17 protein-coding genes and 1 pseudogene are annotated in these 13,951 nt (G+C 71.1%); 16 read left to right on the top strand and 2 right to left on the bottom strand.

From position 1 onward, the window contains the following. Nucleotide 1: 1 nt before the first annotated feature. From PARJ55_RS0106210 to cysE, 16 genes and pseudogenes are all read left to right on the top strand, one after another. On the top strand, nucleotides 2–235 hold the full coding sequence (locus PARJ55_RS0106210) for a hypothetical protein (RefSeq protein ID WP_019352420.1): 234 nt from the start codon (nucleotides 2–4) through the stop codon (nucleotides 233–235). Beyond that, nucleotides 216–773, top strand: coding sequence for an HK97 family phage prohead protease (locus PARJ55_RS0106205; protein WP_036697718.1), 558 nt, complete (start codon nucleotides 216–218; stop codon nucleotides 771–773). The genes PARJ55_RS0106210 and PARJ55_RS0106205 overlap by 20 nt, the downstream gene beginning before the upstream one ends. 22 nt (nucleotides 774–795) lie before the next feature. Next, a complete protein-coding gene (locus tag PARJ55_RS0106200) occupies nucleotides 796–1,962 on the top strand; it encodes a phage major capsid protein (RefSeq protein WP_028712237.1) in 1,167 nt (388 codons plus the stop codon). A 136-nt stretch (nucleotides 1,963–2,098) separates the two neighbouring features. Further along, nucleotides 2,099–2,716 (top strand): hypothetical protein, encoded by a 618-nt coding sequence (locus tag PARJ55_RS0106195; RefSeq protein ID WP_028712236.1) that lies wholly within the window; start codon nucleotides 2,099–2,101, stop codon nucleotides 2,714–2,716. Next, on the top strand, nucleotides 2,713–3,063 hold the full coding sequence (locus PARJ55_RS0106190) for a head-tail adaptor protein (RefSeq protein ID WP_028712235.1): 351 nt from the start codon (nucleotides 2,713–2,715) through the stop codon (nucleotides 3,061–3,063). Before PARJ55_RS0106195 ends, PARJ55_RS0106190 begins: the two co-directional genes overlap by 4 nt. Further along, nucleotides 3,060–3,479 (top strand): DUF3168 domain-containing protein, encoded by a 420-nt coding sequence (locus PARJ55_RS0106185; RefSeq protein ID WP_028712234.1) that lies wholly within the window; start codon nucleotides 3,060–3,062, stop codon nucleotides 3,477–3,479. The genes PARJ55_RS0106190 and PARJ55_RS0106185 overlap by 4 nt, the downstream gene beginning before the upstream one ends. A gap of 12 nt (nucleotides 3,480–3,491) precedes the next feature. Next, nucleotides 3,492–3,905 (top strand): phage major tail protein, TP901-1 family, encoded by a 414-nt coding sequence (locus PARJ55_RS0106180; protein WP_028712233.1) that lies wholly within the window; start codon nucleotides 3,492–3,494, stop codon nucleotides 3,903–3,905. A gap of 1 nt (nucleotide 3,906) precedes the next feature. Next, nucleotides 3,907–4,224 carry a gene transfer agent family protein gene (locus tag PARJ55_RS0106175; RefSeq protein ID WP_028712232.1) on the top strand — a complete coding sequence of 106 codons (318 nt, stop codon included), beginning with the start codon at nucleotides 3,907–3,909 and terminating at the stop codon, nucleotides 4,222–4,224. After that, nucleotides 4,221–4,433 carry a phage tail assembly chaperone gene (locus tag PARJ55_RS0106170; protein ID WP_028712231.1) on the top strand — a complete coding sequence of 71 codons (213 nt, stop codon included), beginning with the start codon at nucleotides 4,221–4,223 and terminating at the stop codon, nucleotides 4,431–4,433. Before PARJ55_RS0106175 ends, PARJ55_RS0106170 begins: the two co-directional genes overlap by 4 nt. 24 nt (nucleotides 4,434–4,457) lie before the next feature. Then, nucleotides 4,458–5,120, top strand: a complete 663-nt coding sequence (locus tag PARJ55_RS0106165) for a phage tail tape measure protein (RefSeq protein ID WP_028712230.1) — start codon at nucleotides 4,458–4,460, stop codon at nucleotides 5,118–5,120. Between the two features lies 1 nt (nucleotide 5,121). After that, on the top strand, nucleotides 5,122–5,754 hold the full coding sequence (locus PARJ55_RS0106160) for a DUF2460 domain-containing protein (protein WP_028712229.1): 633 nt from the start codon (nucleotides 5,122–5,124) through the stop codon (nucleotides 5,752–5,754). Next, nucleotides 5,751–6,569, top strand: a complete 819-nt coding sequence (locus tag PARJ55_RS0106155) for a DUF2163 domain-containing protein (RefSeq protein ID WP_028712228.1) — start codon at nucleotides 5,751–5,753, stop codon at nucleotides 6,567–6,569. The genes PARJ55_RS0106160 and PARJ55_RS0106155 overlap by 4 nt, the downstream gene beginning before the upstream one ends. After that, nucleotides 6,566–7,003 (top strand): NlpC/P60 family protein, encoded by a 438-nt coding sequence (locus PARJ55_RS0106150; protein WP_028712227.1) that lies wholly within the window; start codon nucleotides 6,566–6,568, stop codon nucleotides 7,001–7,003. Before PARJ55_RS0106155 ends, PARJ55_RS0106150 begins: the two co-directional genes overlap by 4 nt. 18 nt (nucleotides 7,004–7,021) lie before the next feature. After that, nucleotides 7,022–10,907: pseudogene (locus tag PARJ55_RS21545) on the top strand (glycoside hydrolase/phage tail family protein). Next, nucleotides 10,900–11,622, top strand: a complete 723-nt coding sequence (locus tag PARJ55_RS0106140) for a DUF2793 domain-containing protein (protein ID WP_028712226.1) — start codon at nucleotides 10,900–10,902, stop codon at nucleotides 11,620–11,622. Before PARJ55_RS21545 ends, PARJ55_RS0106140 begins: the two are co-directional and overlap by 8 nt. Nucleotides 11,623–11,685: 63 nt before the next feature. Further along, complete coding sequence (cysE, locus tag PARJ55_RS0106135; protein WP_028712225.1) at nucleotides 11,686–12,525, top strand: serine O-acetyltransferase; 840 nt, start codon at nucleotides 11,686–11,688, stop codon at nucleotides 12,523–12,525. Here the strand turns inward: cysE and PARJ55_RS0106130 are convergent. Continuing rightward, nucleotides 12,522–13,580 (bottom strand): quinone-dependent dihydroorotate dehydrogenase, encoded by a 1,059-nt coding sequence (locus tag PARJ55_RS0106130; protein WP_028712224.1) that lies wholly within the window; start codon nucleotides 13,578–13,580, stop codon nucleotides 12,522–12,524. The genes cysE and PARJ55_RS0106130 overlap by 4 nt on opposite strands. Then, a complete protein-coding gene (locus PARJ55_RS0106125; RefSeq protein WP_028712223.1) occupies nucleotides 13,577–13,909 on the bottom strand; it encodes a DUF952 domain-containing protein in 333 nt (110 codons plus the stop codon). The genes PARJ55_RS0106130 and PARJ55_RS0106125 overlap by 4 nt, the downstream gene beginning before the upstream one ends. Nucleotides 13,910–13,951 lie beyond the last annotated feature (42 nt).

Below are 13,951 nucleotides of genomic sequence, written 5' to 3'. Positions count from 1 at the left end.
GATGGAGGGCTCGCGTTTCGTGAAGGAGCCCTTCGACTGGCACGACCAGCGTTTCGACACGCAGGAGCGGATCATGGCGCTGCAATTCGGCCAGGTGGAGCGGCGGCTGGAGCGGATCGAGGCGCTGATCGAGGGGCTGGAGCGGCGCCTGTGGATGACGGTCTATGGCGTCGTCGCGGTGATCCTGACCCAGGCGGTGCAGTCGATCCTGGAATATGCGCCGAAAGGAGGTTGACGTGAATTCAAAGGATTACGGGCTGGAGTTGAAATATGCGCAAGGCGGCTCTCTGGTCGCCGATGGCACGCGGATCGAGGGCTATGCCAGCCTGTTCGGCCTGGCCGACCAGGGCGGCGATATCGTGGTGCGGGGCGCCTATGCGGCCAGCCTGAAGCGGCTGGCGGCGCGGGGGGACAAGGTGCGGATGCTGTGGCAGCACGATCCCGCCAAGCCCATCGGCGTCTGGGACGAGATCCGCGAGGACGAGAAGGGGCTTTGGGTCAAGGGGCGGCTTCTGCCCGAGATCGCCCAGGCGAGGGAGGCGGCGGCGCTGGTCGAGGCCGGGGCCATCGACGGGCTGTCGATCGGCTATCGCACCGTGAGCGCCGAGCGTGACGGCAAGGGCCGGCGGCTTCTGTCCGAGGTCGAGCTGTGGGAGGTGTCTCTGGTCACCTTCCCGATGCTGGCCGAGGCCAAGGTGGGCCGCAAGTCCGATGGCGCATTGGAACTGGCGGCGGCCTTCCGGGCCGCGACGCGGGCGCTGCGCGCCGAGTGAATTTCACCAGATGGAGGGGACCATGACCGAGGTGAAAGCCGCGGCCGGGGCGGACATGCCCGGCGAGCTGGGGGTCGAGATGCTGGGGTTCGTTAATGAGCTCAAGGCATTCCGCGCCGATATTCAGAAACGACTGGAAGCACAGGAAGAACGCATGACCATGCTGGACCGCAAGACCATTTCCCGCGCCCGCGCCCCTCTGTCGGCCGAGGCCGATCAGGGCGCACCGCATCAGAAGGCCTTCGACGCCTATATCCGCCACGGCGACGACGGCGCGCTGCGCGGGCTGCCGCTGGAGGGCAAGGCGATGACCACCACCAGCGACGGCGGCTTCCTGGCGGCGCCGACCGTGGCCTTGCAGGTGCAGGAGGCGCTGAACGTCACCGCCTCGCTGCGCCGGGTCGCCAATGTGGTGACGGTGGAATCGGCGACCTACGAGGTGCTGGTCGATATGGGCGATATCGCCCATGGCTGGTCCACCGAGGCCGGCACCCAGGCCGAGACAGGAACCTCGACCGTGCAGCGGGTGGTGATCCCGGTGCACGAGCTTTCGGCCATGCCCAAGGCCAGCCAGCGGCTGCTGGACGACAGCGCCTTCGACGTCGAGACCTGGCTGGCCGGCCGTATCGCCGAGAAATTCGCCCGCGCCGAGGCCACGGCCTTCGTCAATGGCGACGGGGTCAACAAGCCCAAGGGCTTCCTGACCCATGCCAAGGCGCCGAACGGCACGGCGACCAATGTGCAGATCGGCACCATTCCTTCGGGCGGGGACGGCGATTTTGCCGCCAACAACCCGGCCAATGCGCTGATCGACCTGGTCTATGCGCTGGGTGCGCAATACCGGGCCAATGCCAGCTTCCTGATGAACTCGAAGACCGCCGCGGCGGTGCGCAAGATGCGCGACGCGGACGGCCGCTTCCTGTGGGCGGACAGCCTGGCCATGGGGCAGCCGGCGCAGCTGCTGGGCTATCCGGTTCTGGTCTGCGAGGACATGCCGGACATCGCTCGCGGCTCGTTCTCGATCGCCTTCGGCGATTTCCGCTCGGCCTATACCATCGTCGAGCGCCCGGACCTGCGCGTGTTGCGCGATCCCTTCTCGGCCAAGCCGCATGTGCTGTTCTATGCCACCAAGCGCGTCGGGGGCGGCGTCACCGATGCCCGCGCCGTCAAGCTGATGGTCTTCGGCTGATCCAGGGCCGAAGCGGGGGCCGCGCGGGCAATGTCCGCCGGACCGGCAAGCCACTGTCCGCGCGCGCGAGGGCGGATATGCGCGGCCCCCTTTTCGTCCAGAGGATGCGGCACCCCTGCGAGTGGGAGAGACGAAGATGATGCTTGTGGAAGTGACAGCGCCCGCAACCGAGGCGCTGCCCGTCGCGGGGTTGCGGGACCATCTGCGGCTGGGAACGGGTTTCGGCATGACCGAGGACGCGGCCGAGACCGCGGCGCTGGCGGGTTTCCTGCGCGCGGCCATCGCCACCATCGAGGCGCGCACCGGCAAGGTGCTGCTGGCCCGGCAGTTCCGGCTGCGGCTGGAGGAATGGCGCGACCCCATGGGCCAGCCGCTGCCGCTGGCCCCGGTCGAGGCCGTCGAGCGGGTCGAGATCGCCGACGCGGCGGGTGCGGTGACGCTGGTCGATCCGGCGCGTTACCGGCTGGTGCCGGATGTGCAGCGGCCGATGCTGAGGCCGGTGGGGGCCTTCCTGCCCTCGGTGCCTTCGGGCGGTTCTGTTTCCATCACCTTCCTGGCCGGCTTCGGGACCGCATGGTCGCGGGTGCCTGCGGATCTGGCGCAGGCGGTGCTGCTGCTTGCCGCGCGCTATCACGAGGACCGAAGCTTCGAGGGCACGCAGGGCGCGATGCCCTTCGGGGTCAGCGCGCTGATCGAACGCTGGCGCCTGGTCCGGGTGTTGGGGGGGCGCGGCACTCCGCGCGGCCGGGCATGAGCGCGCCGCGGCTGACGGTGCCGCTGGTCCTCGAATCTCCGGTCCGCGAGCCGGACGGGATGGGCGGCTTTGCCCTCTCCTGGCAGGAGGTCGGGCGGATCTGGGCCGAGATGCGGTCGGGCGCGGGGGCTGAGCGTTTCGCCGAGGTGGGGGCGCAGAGCGTCGTGACCTGGCGGATCACCGTCCGGGCGGCGCCTGGCGGCGATGCGCGCCGCCCGCGCCCCGAGCAGCGGCTGCGGCTGGGCGAGGGGGCGGATGCCCGGCGCTTCCGCATCGAGGCTGTGGCCGAAAGCGACCCGCAAGGGCGCTGGCTGGTCTGCGTCGCGAAAGAGGAGGCGCTGGCATGAGCTATCTGGGAACGGCCGCGCTGCAGGCGGCGGTCTATCGGGTGCTGCGCGAGGATGCGGCGCTGCACGAACTGGTGGGCGACGCGATCTATGATGCGATGCCGGTGGCGGCGCCGGCGGGCCCCTATGTCTCGCTGGGCCCCGAGGAGGTGCGGGACGCGGGCGACATGACGGCGGCGGGGGCGGTGCATGATTTCGTCGTCTCGGTGCTGTCGGGGGCCGAGGCGGCGGGCGGCTTCGGCGCGGTCAAGGCGGCGGCGGTCGCGGTCAGCGAGGCGCTGGAGACGGCCGAGATCGCGCTGGACCGGGGCCGGCTGGCGGGGCTGTGGTTCCTGCGCGCCCGGGCGCGGCGGGCGGAAAACGGCGCGGGGCGGCGGGTCGACCTGACCTTTCGCGCGCGCATCGACCTGGGTTGAGGAGAGACGGTGATGGCGGTGCAGAACGGACGCGACCTGCTGATCAAGATGGACATGACCGGCGACGGGCATTTCGAGACCGTGGCGGGGCTGCGGGCGACCCGGCTGGGCTTCAATGCCGAGACGGTGGACGTGACGAGCCTGGAGAGCGAGGGCCGCTGGCGCGAGCTGCTGGCGGGCGCGGGGGTGCGCTCGGCCAGCATCTCGGGGTCCGGGGTGTTTCGGGACGGGACCACGGACGAACGCGCGCGGCAGGTGTTCTTCGACGGCGAGGTGCCGCGCTTCCAGGTGGTGATCCCGGATTTCGGCACCGTCGAGGGGCCGTTCCAGATCACGGCGCTGGAATATGCGGGCAGTTACAATGGCGAGGCGACCTATGAGATTTCCATGGCAAGCGCGGGCGCGATCAGCTTCGTCGCCCTCTGAGATGGCCAATCCCTTGGCGGGCGAGGTCGAGATCTTTCTCGATGGCCGGGCGCATGTGGCCAAGCTGACGCTGGGCGCCCTGGCCGGGCTTGAGGCGGAACTGGGCGCCGAGAGCATGATCGCGCTGGTCGAACGCTTCGAGGGCGGGCGGTTCTCCAGCCGCGACGTGATGGCGGTGCTGGTCGCGGGCCTGCGGGCGGGCGGCTGGCCGGGCGGCATGAAGGAGCTGGCCGCCGCCGAGCTGCGCGGTGGGCCGGTGGCGGCGGCGCATGCGGCGGCGGCGCTGCTGGCGCGGGCTTTCCGCATCGAGGGCGCATGAGCGGCCGGCTGGACTGGCCGGGGCTTCTGCGGGCCGGTCTGGGGCCTGTGCGGCTGGGCGGGCTGGGGCTGACGCCGGCCGCGTTCTGGGCACTGACCCCGGCCGAGCTGGCGCTGATGCTGGGCGTCGAGCCGGGGCGCGGGGGCGCGATGACCCGCGACCGGCTGGCCGAGCTGGTCGCGCGCTATCCCGACCGGCCCGCGACATGAACATCTGAAAGAGGAGGCGCCGTCGTGGCGAACAAGGACGGATTCGACCGGCTGGACGAGGACGGGCCCGCCCTGGGCAAGGGCCTGGACCAGAGCGCGCGGATGGCGGCGGCGTTCGACGCCGAGCTGGCGCGGCTGCGCGAGTCGATGATCTATACCAATCGCGAGGTCGGCACGCTGACATCGGGCATCGGCAGCGGGCTGCGCCGGGCCTTCTCGGGGCTGGTCTTCGACGGCATGAAGCTGTCGGACGCCCTGAAGGGCATCGCGCGCAGCATGGCGGATACCGCCTTCGCCGTGGCGATGAAGCCGGTCGAGCAGGCGCTGGCCGGGGCCATCGCGCAGGGGGTGAACGGCATGGTCTCGGCGGCGTTGCCCTTTGGCCAGGGGGCGGCGTTCTCGCAGGGGCGGGTGCTGCCCTTTGCCAAGGGCGGCGTGGTCAGCCAGCCGACCTATTTCCCGATGCGCGGCGCGACCGGGCTGATGGGCGAGGCCGGGGCCGAGGCGATCATGCCCCTGCGCCGCGGCGCCGACGGGCGGCTGGGGGTGGCGGCGGCAGGCGGGGGGCGGCCGGTCAATGTGACCTTCAACGTCTCGACCCCCGATGTGGCGGGGTTCCAGCGCAGCCAGAGCCAGATCGCCGCGCAGATGGGCCGGCTTCTGGCGCGCGGGGAAAGGAACGGCTGAGATGGCATTTCACGAGATCAGGTTCCCGGCGAACCTGTCCTTCGGCTCGGTCGGCGGGCCCGAGCGGCGGACCGAGATCGTCGCGCTGACCAACGGCCACGAGGAGCGGCGCACGCCTTGGGCGCATTCGCGGCGGCGCTATGACGCCGGGCTGGGGCTGCGCTCGCTGGACGATGTGGCGGCGCTGATCGCCTTTTTCGAGGCGCGGGCCGGGCAGATGCACGGCTTTCGCTGGAAGGACTGGGCGGATTGCAAGTCCTGCGCCCCAAGCGCGGCGGTGAGTTTCCTGGATCAGGAGATCGGCATGGGCGACGGGGTGCGGCGGGAATTTGCGCTGCGCAAGGCCTATGCCTCGGGGCCGGCGCGCTATTGGCGGCCGGTGGCGAAGCCGGTCGAGGACACGGTGCTGGCCGGGGTCGGCAATGTCGAACTGCGCGCCGGGGTGGATTTCGCGGTGAATATCGCCACGGGAGTGGTCAGTTTCGCCGCGCCGCCCGAGGCCGGGGCCATGGTCACGGCGGGGTTCGAGTTCGACGTGCCGGTGCGCTTCGACACCGACCGCATCGCGGTCTCGGTCGCGTCGTTCCAGGCCGGCGACCTGCCGCAGGTGCCGGTGGTGGAGGTGCGGCTATGAGCGAGACGATTGCGCGGGCCTGGGCGGTCCGGCGGCGGGACGGGGTGGTTCTGGGATTCACCGATCACGACCGGCCGCTGTCCTTCGAGGGCATCGCCTTCCGCCCCGACAGCGGGCTGAGCGCGCGGGCGGTGGTGCAGGGGCTGGGCCTGTCGGTCGACAACAGCGAGGCGGTGGGTGCGCTGTCGGATGCGGCGATCACCGAGCGCGACCTGATGGCGGGCCGCTGGGACGCGGCCGATGTGCGGCTGTGGGAGGTGGACTGGGCCGATACCGCCAACCGGCGGCTGATCTTTCGCGGCCATCTGGGCGAGGTGGTGCGCAGCGGCGCGGCCTTCCGGGCCGAGCTGCGCGGGCTGTCCGAGCCCCTGAACAAGGCGCAGGGGCGGGTCTATCATCCCCGCTGCTCGGCGGCGCTGGGCGATGGACAGTGCCGCTTCGACCTGACGCGGCCGGGCTATTCGGCCGAGGGGGCGGTGGCCTCGGAGGAGGGCGGACGGCTTACGCTGTCGGGCGTGGCCGGGCATGATGCGCGCTGGTTCGAGCATGGCCAGCTGGTGGTGCTGACGGGCGCGGCGGCGGGGCTGTCGGGTCTGGTCAAGGCGGATGCCGTCCTGCCGGGCGCCCGGCGCGAGGTCGAACTTTGGACGGCGCTGGGCATCCGGCCGGCGGCGGGGGACCGGGTGCGGCTGGTCGCGGGCTGCGACAAGCGGGGCGAGACCTGCCGGATGAAGTTCCTGAACTACCTGAACTTCCGCGGCTTTCCGCATCTGCCGCCCGAGGACTGGCTGATCGCGCCCAAGGTGAACCGATGAGTGCGGCGGCAGAAGCGGCGGTGGTGGCGGCGGCGCGGGCCTGGATCGGCACGCCCTATGTGCATCAGGGCTCGGTTCGGGGGGCGGGGACGGATTGCCTGGGGCTGGTGCGCGGCATCTGGCGCGAGTTCTTCGGCGCCGAGCCCGAGGCCATGCCGGCCTATACGCCGGACTGGGGCGAGGTCGGCGGGGTCGAGCTGCTGCTGGGCGGCGCGGCGCGGTTCCTGCTGCCTGCGCCCGCCGAGCGACCGGGCGACGTGCTGGTCTTTCGCATGCGGGCCGGGGCGGTCGCCAAGCATATGGGAATAGTGGCGGAAACCGGCGAACGGGCGAGCTTTGTCCATGCCTATGACCGGCATGGCGTGGTCGAAAGCCCGCTCTCGGCGCCCTGGCGGGCGCGGATTGCGGGACGGTTCCGGTTTCCGCCGGTTTGAGGGAAAGGTGAGGGCGCAATGGCGACGATTCTGCTGGCGGCGGTGGGCGCATCGCTGGGTGCGGGCTTTGGCGGCACGGTTCTGGGGCTTTCAGGCGCCGTCATCGGCCGGGCCGTGGGCGCGACACTGGGGCGGGTCATCGACCAGCGCCTGCTGGGCGGCGGCTCGAAGGCGGTCGAGACGGGGCGGGTGGACCGGCTGCGCATCCAGACCGCGGGCGAGGGCACGCCGATTCCGCGGCTTTGGGGACAGATGCGGGTGCCGGGCCATGCGATCTGGGCGGGCCCTCTGGTCGAGACGCGGCGCAGGCATGGCGGCGGCAAGGGCGCGGGGCCCAGCGTGACCGAGATCGGCTATCGGCTGAGCTTTGCGCTGGCGCTGTGCGAGGGGCCGATCCTGGGCGTGGGCCGCATCTGGGCGGATGGCGAGGAGATCCCGGCCGACGAGCTGAACATGCGCGTCTATCCGGGCGACGAGGACCAGCTGCCCGACCCGGCCATCGCCGCGCAGGAGGGCGAGGCGGCTCCGGCCTATCGCGGCATCGCCTATGTCGTCTTCGAGAACCTGGCGCTGGAGCGTTGGGGCAACCGGGTGCCGCAGCTGTCCTTCGAGGTGACGCGGGCGGCGAAGCAGGGACGGGGTCTGTCGCGCGAGGTGCGGGCCGTCGCCATGATTCCCGGCACGGGGGAATATTCGCTGGCGACCACGGCGGTCAGCTATGACCTGGGTCTGGGCGAGACGCAGGTGGTCAATCACAACACAGCCGTGGCGCCGACCGATTTCCTGGCCTCGATGCGGATCTTGGGCCGGGAATTGCCGAATGTCGGCTCGGTCTCGCTGGTGGTGTCCTGGTTTGGCGACGACCTGCGGGTCGGTGAGTGCTCGGTACGGCCCAAGGTCGAGGACCTGTCGCGCGACGGGCGCGAGATGGCCTGGCGCGCGGGCGGCATCGGTCGCGAGGGCGCGTCCGAGGTGGCGCGGGTGGAGGGCAGGCCGATCTATGGCGGCACCCCGGCCGACGGCTCGGTGATCGAGGCGCTGCGGGCGATCGCCGAGAGCGGACGCAGGGCGGTGTTCTATCCCTTCATCCTGATGGAGCAGCTGGCGGGCAACGGCCGGCCCGATCCGTGGAGCGGCGCGGCGCATCAGCCGGTCATGCCCTGGCGCGGGCGGATCACCACCAGCATCGCGCCCGGTCGCCCGGGCAGTCCCGCCGGCACGGCAGCGGCCGAGGCAGAGGTGGCGCGGTTCTTCGGCGCGGCCGAGGCGGGGGATTTTTCGCGCGATGGCCGGACGATCACCTATAGCGGACCGGAGGAATGGTCCTATCGCCGCTTCATCCTGCATTATGCGCATCTCTGCGCGGCGGCAGGCGGCATCGACGCCTTCCTGATCCGAGATGATCGGGCTGACGACGATCATGGGGGCCGGCCATTCCTTTCCGGCCGTCGCACAGCTCAAGCGGCTGGCGGCGGATGTGCGCGGCATTCTGGGCGAAGGGGTCAGGATCGGCTATGCCGCCGACTGGTCGGAATATTTCGGCCATCAGCCCGGCAATGGCGACGTGCATTTCCACCTCGATCCGCTCTGGGCGGATGAAAATATCGACTTCATCGGCATCGACAATTACATGCCGCTGTCGGACTGGCGCGAGGGCGAGGAGCATCTGGATGCCCATTGGGGGCGCATAGACGATCCGGCCTATCTGCGCGCCAATGTCGCGGGGGGCGAGGGCTACGACTGGTATTACGCCAGCGAGGCCGACCGGCAGGCGCAGCGGCGCACCGAGATTCGCGACGGCGCGCATCACGAGCATTGGGTCTGGCGCTACAAGGATATCCGCGGCTGGTGGCAGAACCGGCACCACGACCGCATCGGCGGGGTGCGGCTGGCGCAGCCGACGGCATGGGTGCCGCGCTCGAAACCGGTCTGGTTCACCGAGATGGGCTGCGCGGCGCTGGACAAGGGCACGAACCAGCCCAACAAGTTCCTGGACGCGATGAGCTCGGAATCGATGCTGCCCTATTTTTCGGACGGGCGGCGCGACGACGTGATCCAGGCGGCCTATGTGCGGGCGATGACCGAGTTCTGGTCGGACCCGGCGAACAACCCGGCCCGCGGGGCCTTCGGCCGGACTGGGGCGGGGCGGATGATCGACATGGGCCGCGCGCATGTCTGGTGCTGGGATGCGCGGCCCTATCCGGCCTTCCCGGCGCGCATCGACCTGTGGTCGGACGGCCCCGCATGGGAGCGCGGGCATTGGCTGAACGGCCGCGCGGGCGCCGTGCCGCTGGCCGATGTCGTGGCGGAAATCTGCCGAGAGGCGGGCGTGCGCGCCTTTGACGCCGAGGGGTTGCGGGGGTTGGTGCGCGGCTATGCGCTGTCGGGGGCCGAGAGCGGCCGCGCGGCCTTGCAACCGCTGATGCTGGCGCATGGTTTCGATGCGGTCGAGCGCGACGGTGTTCTGCGCTTCGTCATGCGCGGCGCGCAGATCGACGCCGAGCTGGGCCCCGACGACATGGCGCTGGCCGAGGAGGTCGATGCGGTCGAGGTCTCGCGCGCCGCCGATGCCGAGATGGTGGGCCGCATCCGGCTGACCCATGTCGAGGCGGGCGGCGACTATGCCGCGCGCACGGCCGAGACGATGATGCCGGGGGCGGAGTTCCTGGCGGTCTCGGACAGCGAATTGGCGATGGCGCTGACGCGCGGCGAGGGGCGGGCGCTGGCGGAACGCTGGCTGTCGGAAACGGCGGTGGCACGGGACGGGGTGCGCTTTGCCCTGCCGCCCTCGCTGGGGCGTCTGGGGCCGGGCGATGTGGTGCGGCTGGCGGAGCCGGGTGCCGGGGCGCGGCGCTGGCGCATCGACCGGGTCGAGCGGGCAGGCGCGATCACTGTGGACGCGGTGCGGGTCGAGCCGGGGGTCTATCGGCCGGCCCGCGTGGTCGAGGGCGAGGCCGCGCTGCGGCCCTTCGTGCCGCCGATCCCGGTCTGGCCGGTGTTTCTGGACCTGCCGCTCTTGCGCGGAGACGAGGCGCCGCATGCCCCGCATCTGGCGGTGACGGCGACGCCCTGGCCGGGGGCGGCGGCGGTCTGGGTCTCGACCGAGCAGGCGGGAGGATACGGGCTGAACATGACGCTGGCCGAACCGGCGATCATGGGGCGGACCGAAGGTCCGCTTTCGGCGGCGCGGCCCGGGGTCTGGGATCGCGGGCCGGCGCTGCGGGTCCGGATGAAGGGCGGCACCTTGGAATCCGCCTCGCCCGAGGCGCTGATGGCGGGCGCCAACCTGCTGGCGATCGGCGACGGTTCGGCCGAGGGCTGGGAGCTTTTGCAGTTCGCAGAGGCGCGGCTGGTCTCGGCCGGGCTGTGGGAGATATCGACCCGGCTGCGCGGGCAGGCGGGGACGGATGCCTTCATGCCGGCGGTCTGGCCCTCGGGCAGCGTGGTGGTGCTGCTGGACGGCGCGGCGCGTCAGGTGGAGCTGGCGCCCTCGGCCCGCAACCAGCTGCGGCATTGGCGCATCGGGCCGGCCACGCGCGCGCCGGACGACCCGAGCTATCGCCATGTCGCCGCGGCGTTCCGGGGTGCCGGGCTGCGGCCGCTGTCGCCCTGTCACCTGGAAGTCCGCGGCCGGGTCGTGACCTGGATCCGCCGCACGCGGGTGCAGGGCGACGGCTGGGACGGGCCGGACGTACCGCTGGGCGAAGCGGAGGAGCGTTACTCGGCCCGGCTGGTCCGCGACGGGCTGGTGCTTGCCGAGGCTGTGGTGGCGGAGCCGCGCTGGGTGGTGCCGGCGAACAGCTGGTCCCAGGCCATCGCCGGGGGCGGCTTTGCCATCGAGGTCGCCCAGCTTTCAGACACGTTCGGGGCCGGGCCCCATGCAAGGAGGATGATCGATGCCTGAGAACACGACCGCCAATTGCGCCCTGCCGCTGCTGATGCCGGCGCAGGCGCAGAAACATGTCACGGTGAACGAGGCGCTGCTGCGGCTGGACGGGCAGGTCGATCTGGTGCTGCAGAGCCTGACCCGCATCGCCCCGCCCGAGACGGTGGTGGACGGCATGTGCTGGGCCGTGCCGCCGGGTGCGGTCAATGCCTGGGAGGGGCAGGGCGGCAAGGTGGCCATCGGCGCGAATGGCGGCTGGATCTTTGTCCAGCCTGCCTATGGCCGGCGCGCGGTTATCGCCGATCAGGGGGTGGTGGCGATCCATGACGGCACGGTCTGGGTGCCGGGTGCGGTCACGCTGGGCCAGCACGGCTCGGGCCTGCTGGCGCGGCAATTGTCCGAGGACGTGACGCTGGGCAGCGGTGCCTGGTTCGAGACCGCGATGGTCATTCCGCCGGGCGGGCTGGTCATCGGGGCGACGGCGCGGGTGCTGCAGGCGATCACCGGCAGCGCAGCCTCGTGGTCGCTGGGCACGGCGGGCGATGCCCAGAGTCTTGGCCGGTTCGGGCAGGGGCTGGGCAAGGCGCAGGGTTCCTGGGCGCGGGGGGTGCTGTCGCCTCCGACCGCCTTCTGGGAGCCGGTGCCGCTGCGGCTGACCGCCACGGGCGGGCAGTTCACCGGCGGCAGGGTGCGCGTCGTGCTGCATTGGTGGGAGTTGCGGCTGCCGGACTGACGGTCTTTTCGCGCCCGTCGGTTTCCGCTAGACTCGAGGGATGAAACTGACGGGCGCGCCTGAATGAACCTGCAGAAAGACATGATCGAGCCGCTTTCCGATGCTCGGGACGCCCCCCGCGATTCGGTCTGGGGGCGCATCCAGCGCGAGGCGCGGATCGCCGTGCGCGACGAGCCGCTGCTGGGCGCGCTGATCCATGCCGGGCTGCTGCACCATGCGACCTTCGAGGCGGCGCTGGCCTATCGCTTTTCGCTGAAGCTCGCCTCGCGCGAGATGAGCGAGCAGATCCTGCGCGAGATCGCCGACGATGCCTTTGCCCGTGCGCCGGAACTGTCGGCGGCGGCGCAGGCCGACCTGCTGGCCGTCTATGACCGTGACCCGGCCACGCATCGGCTGATGCAGCCGATCCTGTTCTTCAAGGGCTACCAGGCGCTGCAGGCCTATCGCATAGGTCATTGGCTGTGGCAGCAGGGCCGCCGCGACATGGCCTATTTCGTGCAGATGCGCTGTTCGGAAGTGTTCGGGGTGGATATCCATCCGGCCGCCCGCATCGGGACCGGGGTGATGATCGACCATGCCCATTCCATCGTCATCGGCGAGACGGCAGTGGTGGGCAACGACGTGTCCATGCTGCATTCGGTGACGCTGGGCGGCACCGGCAAGGAAGACGGCGACCGCCATCCCAAGATCGGCAACGGCGTGATGATCGGCGCCGGTGCCAAGGTGCTGGGCAATATCCGCGTCGGGCATCACTCGCGCATCGCCGCCGGTTCGGTGGTGTTGGCCGAGGTGCCGCCCTGCAAGACCGTGGCCGGGGTGCCGGCGCGGATCGTGGGCGATGCCGGCTGCTCGGAGCCGTCGAACACCATGAACCAGCTTCTGGGTCACGAGGACCTGTTCTAGGGCCAGTCCGCGTTGCCGCTGCCGGTGAGTTCGGCCAGCGTGACATTCTCGCGCGCGAGCCGTTCGTCGAGGTCGTGGGCGATCCGCGCGGCGAGCGAGAATCCCTGATAGATCAGCGCGGAATAGATCTGGACGGCCGAGGCGCCGGCACGCAGCTTCTGCCAGGCCTGCTCGGCCGAGCCGATGCCGCCGACGCCGATCAGAGGCAGGCGGCCCTGCGTCTCGCGGTAGAGCCGGGCGAGGATGCGGGTGGCGCGGTCGAAGAGCGGCGCGCCGGAAAGGCCGCCGGCTTCCCCGGCATGGGGCGAATCGAGCCCGTCGCGCGAAAGCGTGGTGTTGGTGGCGATGATCGCATCGACCGGGGCGGAGAGGGCCACGGCGGCGATGTCCGCCAGGGCGGCGTCATCGAGATCGGGAGCGATCTTGATGAACACGGGCGGGCGGTTCGGCAGCGCGTCGCGCGCGGCCAGAACCCCTTGCAGAAGTGCTGACAGGGCCTCGGGTCCCTGAAGATCGCGCAGCTTCTCGGTATTCGGCGAGGAGACGTTGACGGTCAGGAAATCGGCATGGGCACCGGCAAGGCGCACGACCTGCGCGAAATCGGCGCTGCGGTCGGCGCTGTCCTTGTTCGCGCCGATGTTCAGCCCGACCGGGATGCCCGCCGGGCGCCGGGCAAGCCGGTCTGCGATGGCCGGCGCGCCTTCGTTGTTGAAGCCGAAGCGGTTGATGATGGCGCGGTCCTCGGTCAGGCGGAACAGGCGCGGCCTGGGGTTGCCGGGTTGCGGGCGCGGGGTGGCGGCGCCCACCTCGACGAAGCCGAAGCCGGCACGCATCAGCGCGGGCAGGGCGCGGGCGTTCTTGTCGTAGCCGGCGGCAAGGCCGACCGGGTTCGGCAGGTCGAGCCCGGCCAGTCGGCTGCGCAGCCGGTCCGAGGTGACGGGCTTGCCGGGCAGCGGCACGAGCCCGCGTTGCAGCGCGAGGATCGAGAGATCATGCGCGCGTTCCGGGTTGAGGCGATGCAGCGCGGCGAGGCCCAGCCGCTCGATGGGGCTCATGCAAGGTCTCCGGTGTCGTGGCCGTCGGGTCCGAGGGGCAGGGGGCGGCTCCAGAGCACATCTCCGGCGCGCAACTCCCGATAGAGATGCGGGAAGAGGTCGCCGCCGCGCGAGGGTTCCCAGCGCAGCTCGGCCAGCGTTTCGGCGTCGAGCGCCAGCAGGTGCAGCCCGTCCTGTCCGGCGAAATGGCGCGCGAGCGTGCCGGGCAGCTGTGCGGCGGTGGAGAGATGGATATAGCCGTCCTGCAGGTCCACCGGCGCACCGGCGCTGCGGCCCTGCCGTTGGAAGGCCTGGAACTCGGCCGCGCGAAAGATCTTGTAAACCAGCATGGCCGGTTCATGCGCCGCGCTGTGCGGGCCGTCAAGCCACGG

It is taken from the genome of Paracoccus sp. J55 (assembly GCF_000513975.1).
In the GTDB taxonomy this organism is placed as follows: Bacteria; Pseudomonadota; Alphaproteobacteria; order Rhodobacterales; family Rhodobacteraceae; genus Paracoccus.
This window is presented reverse-complemented; position numbering and strand designations above follow the sequence as displayed.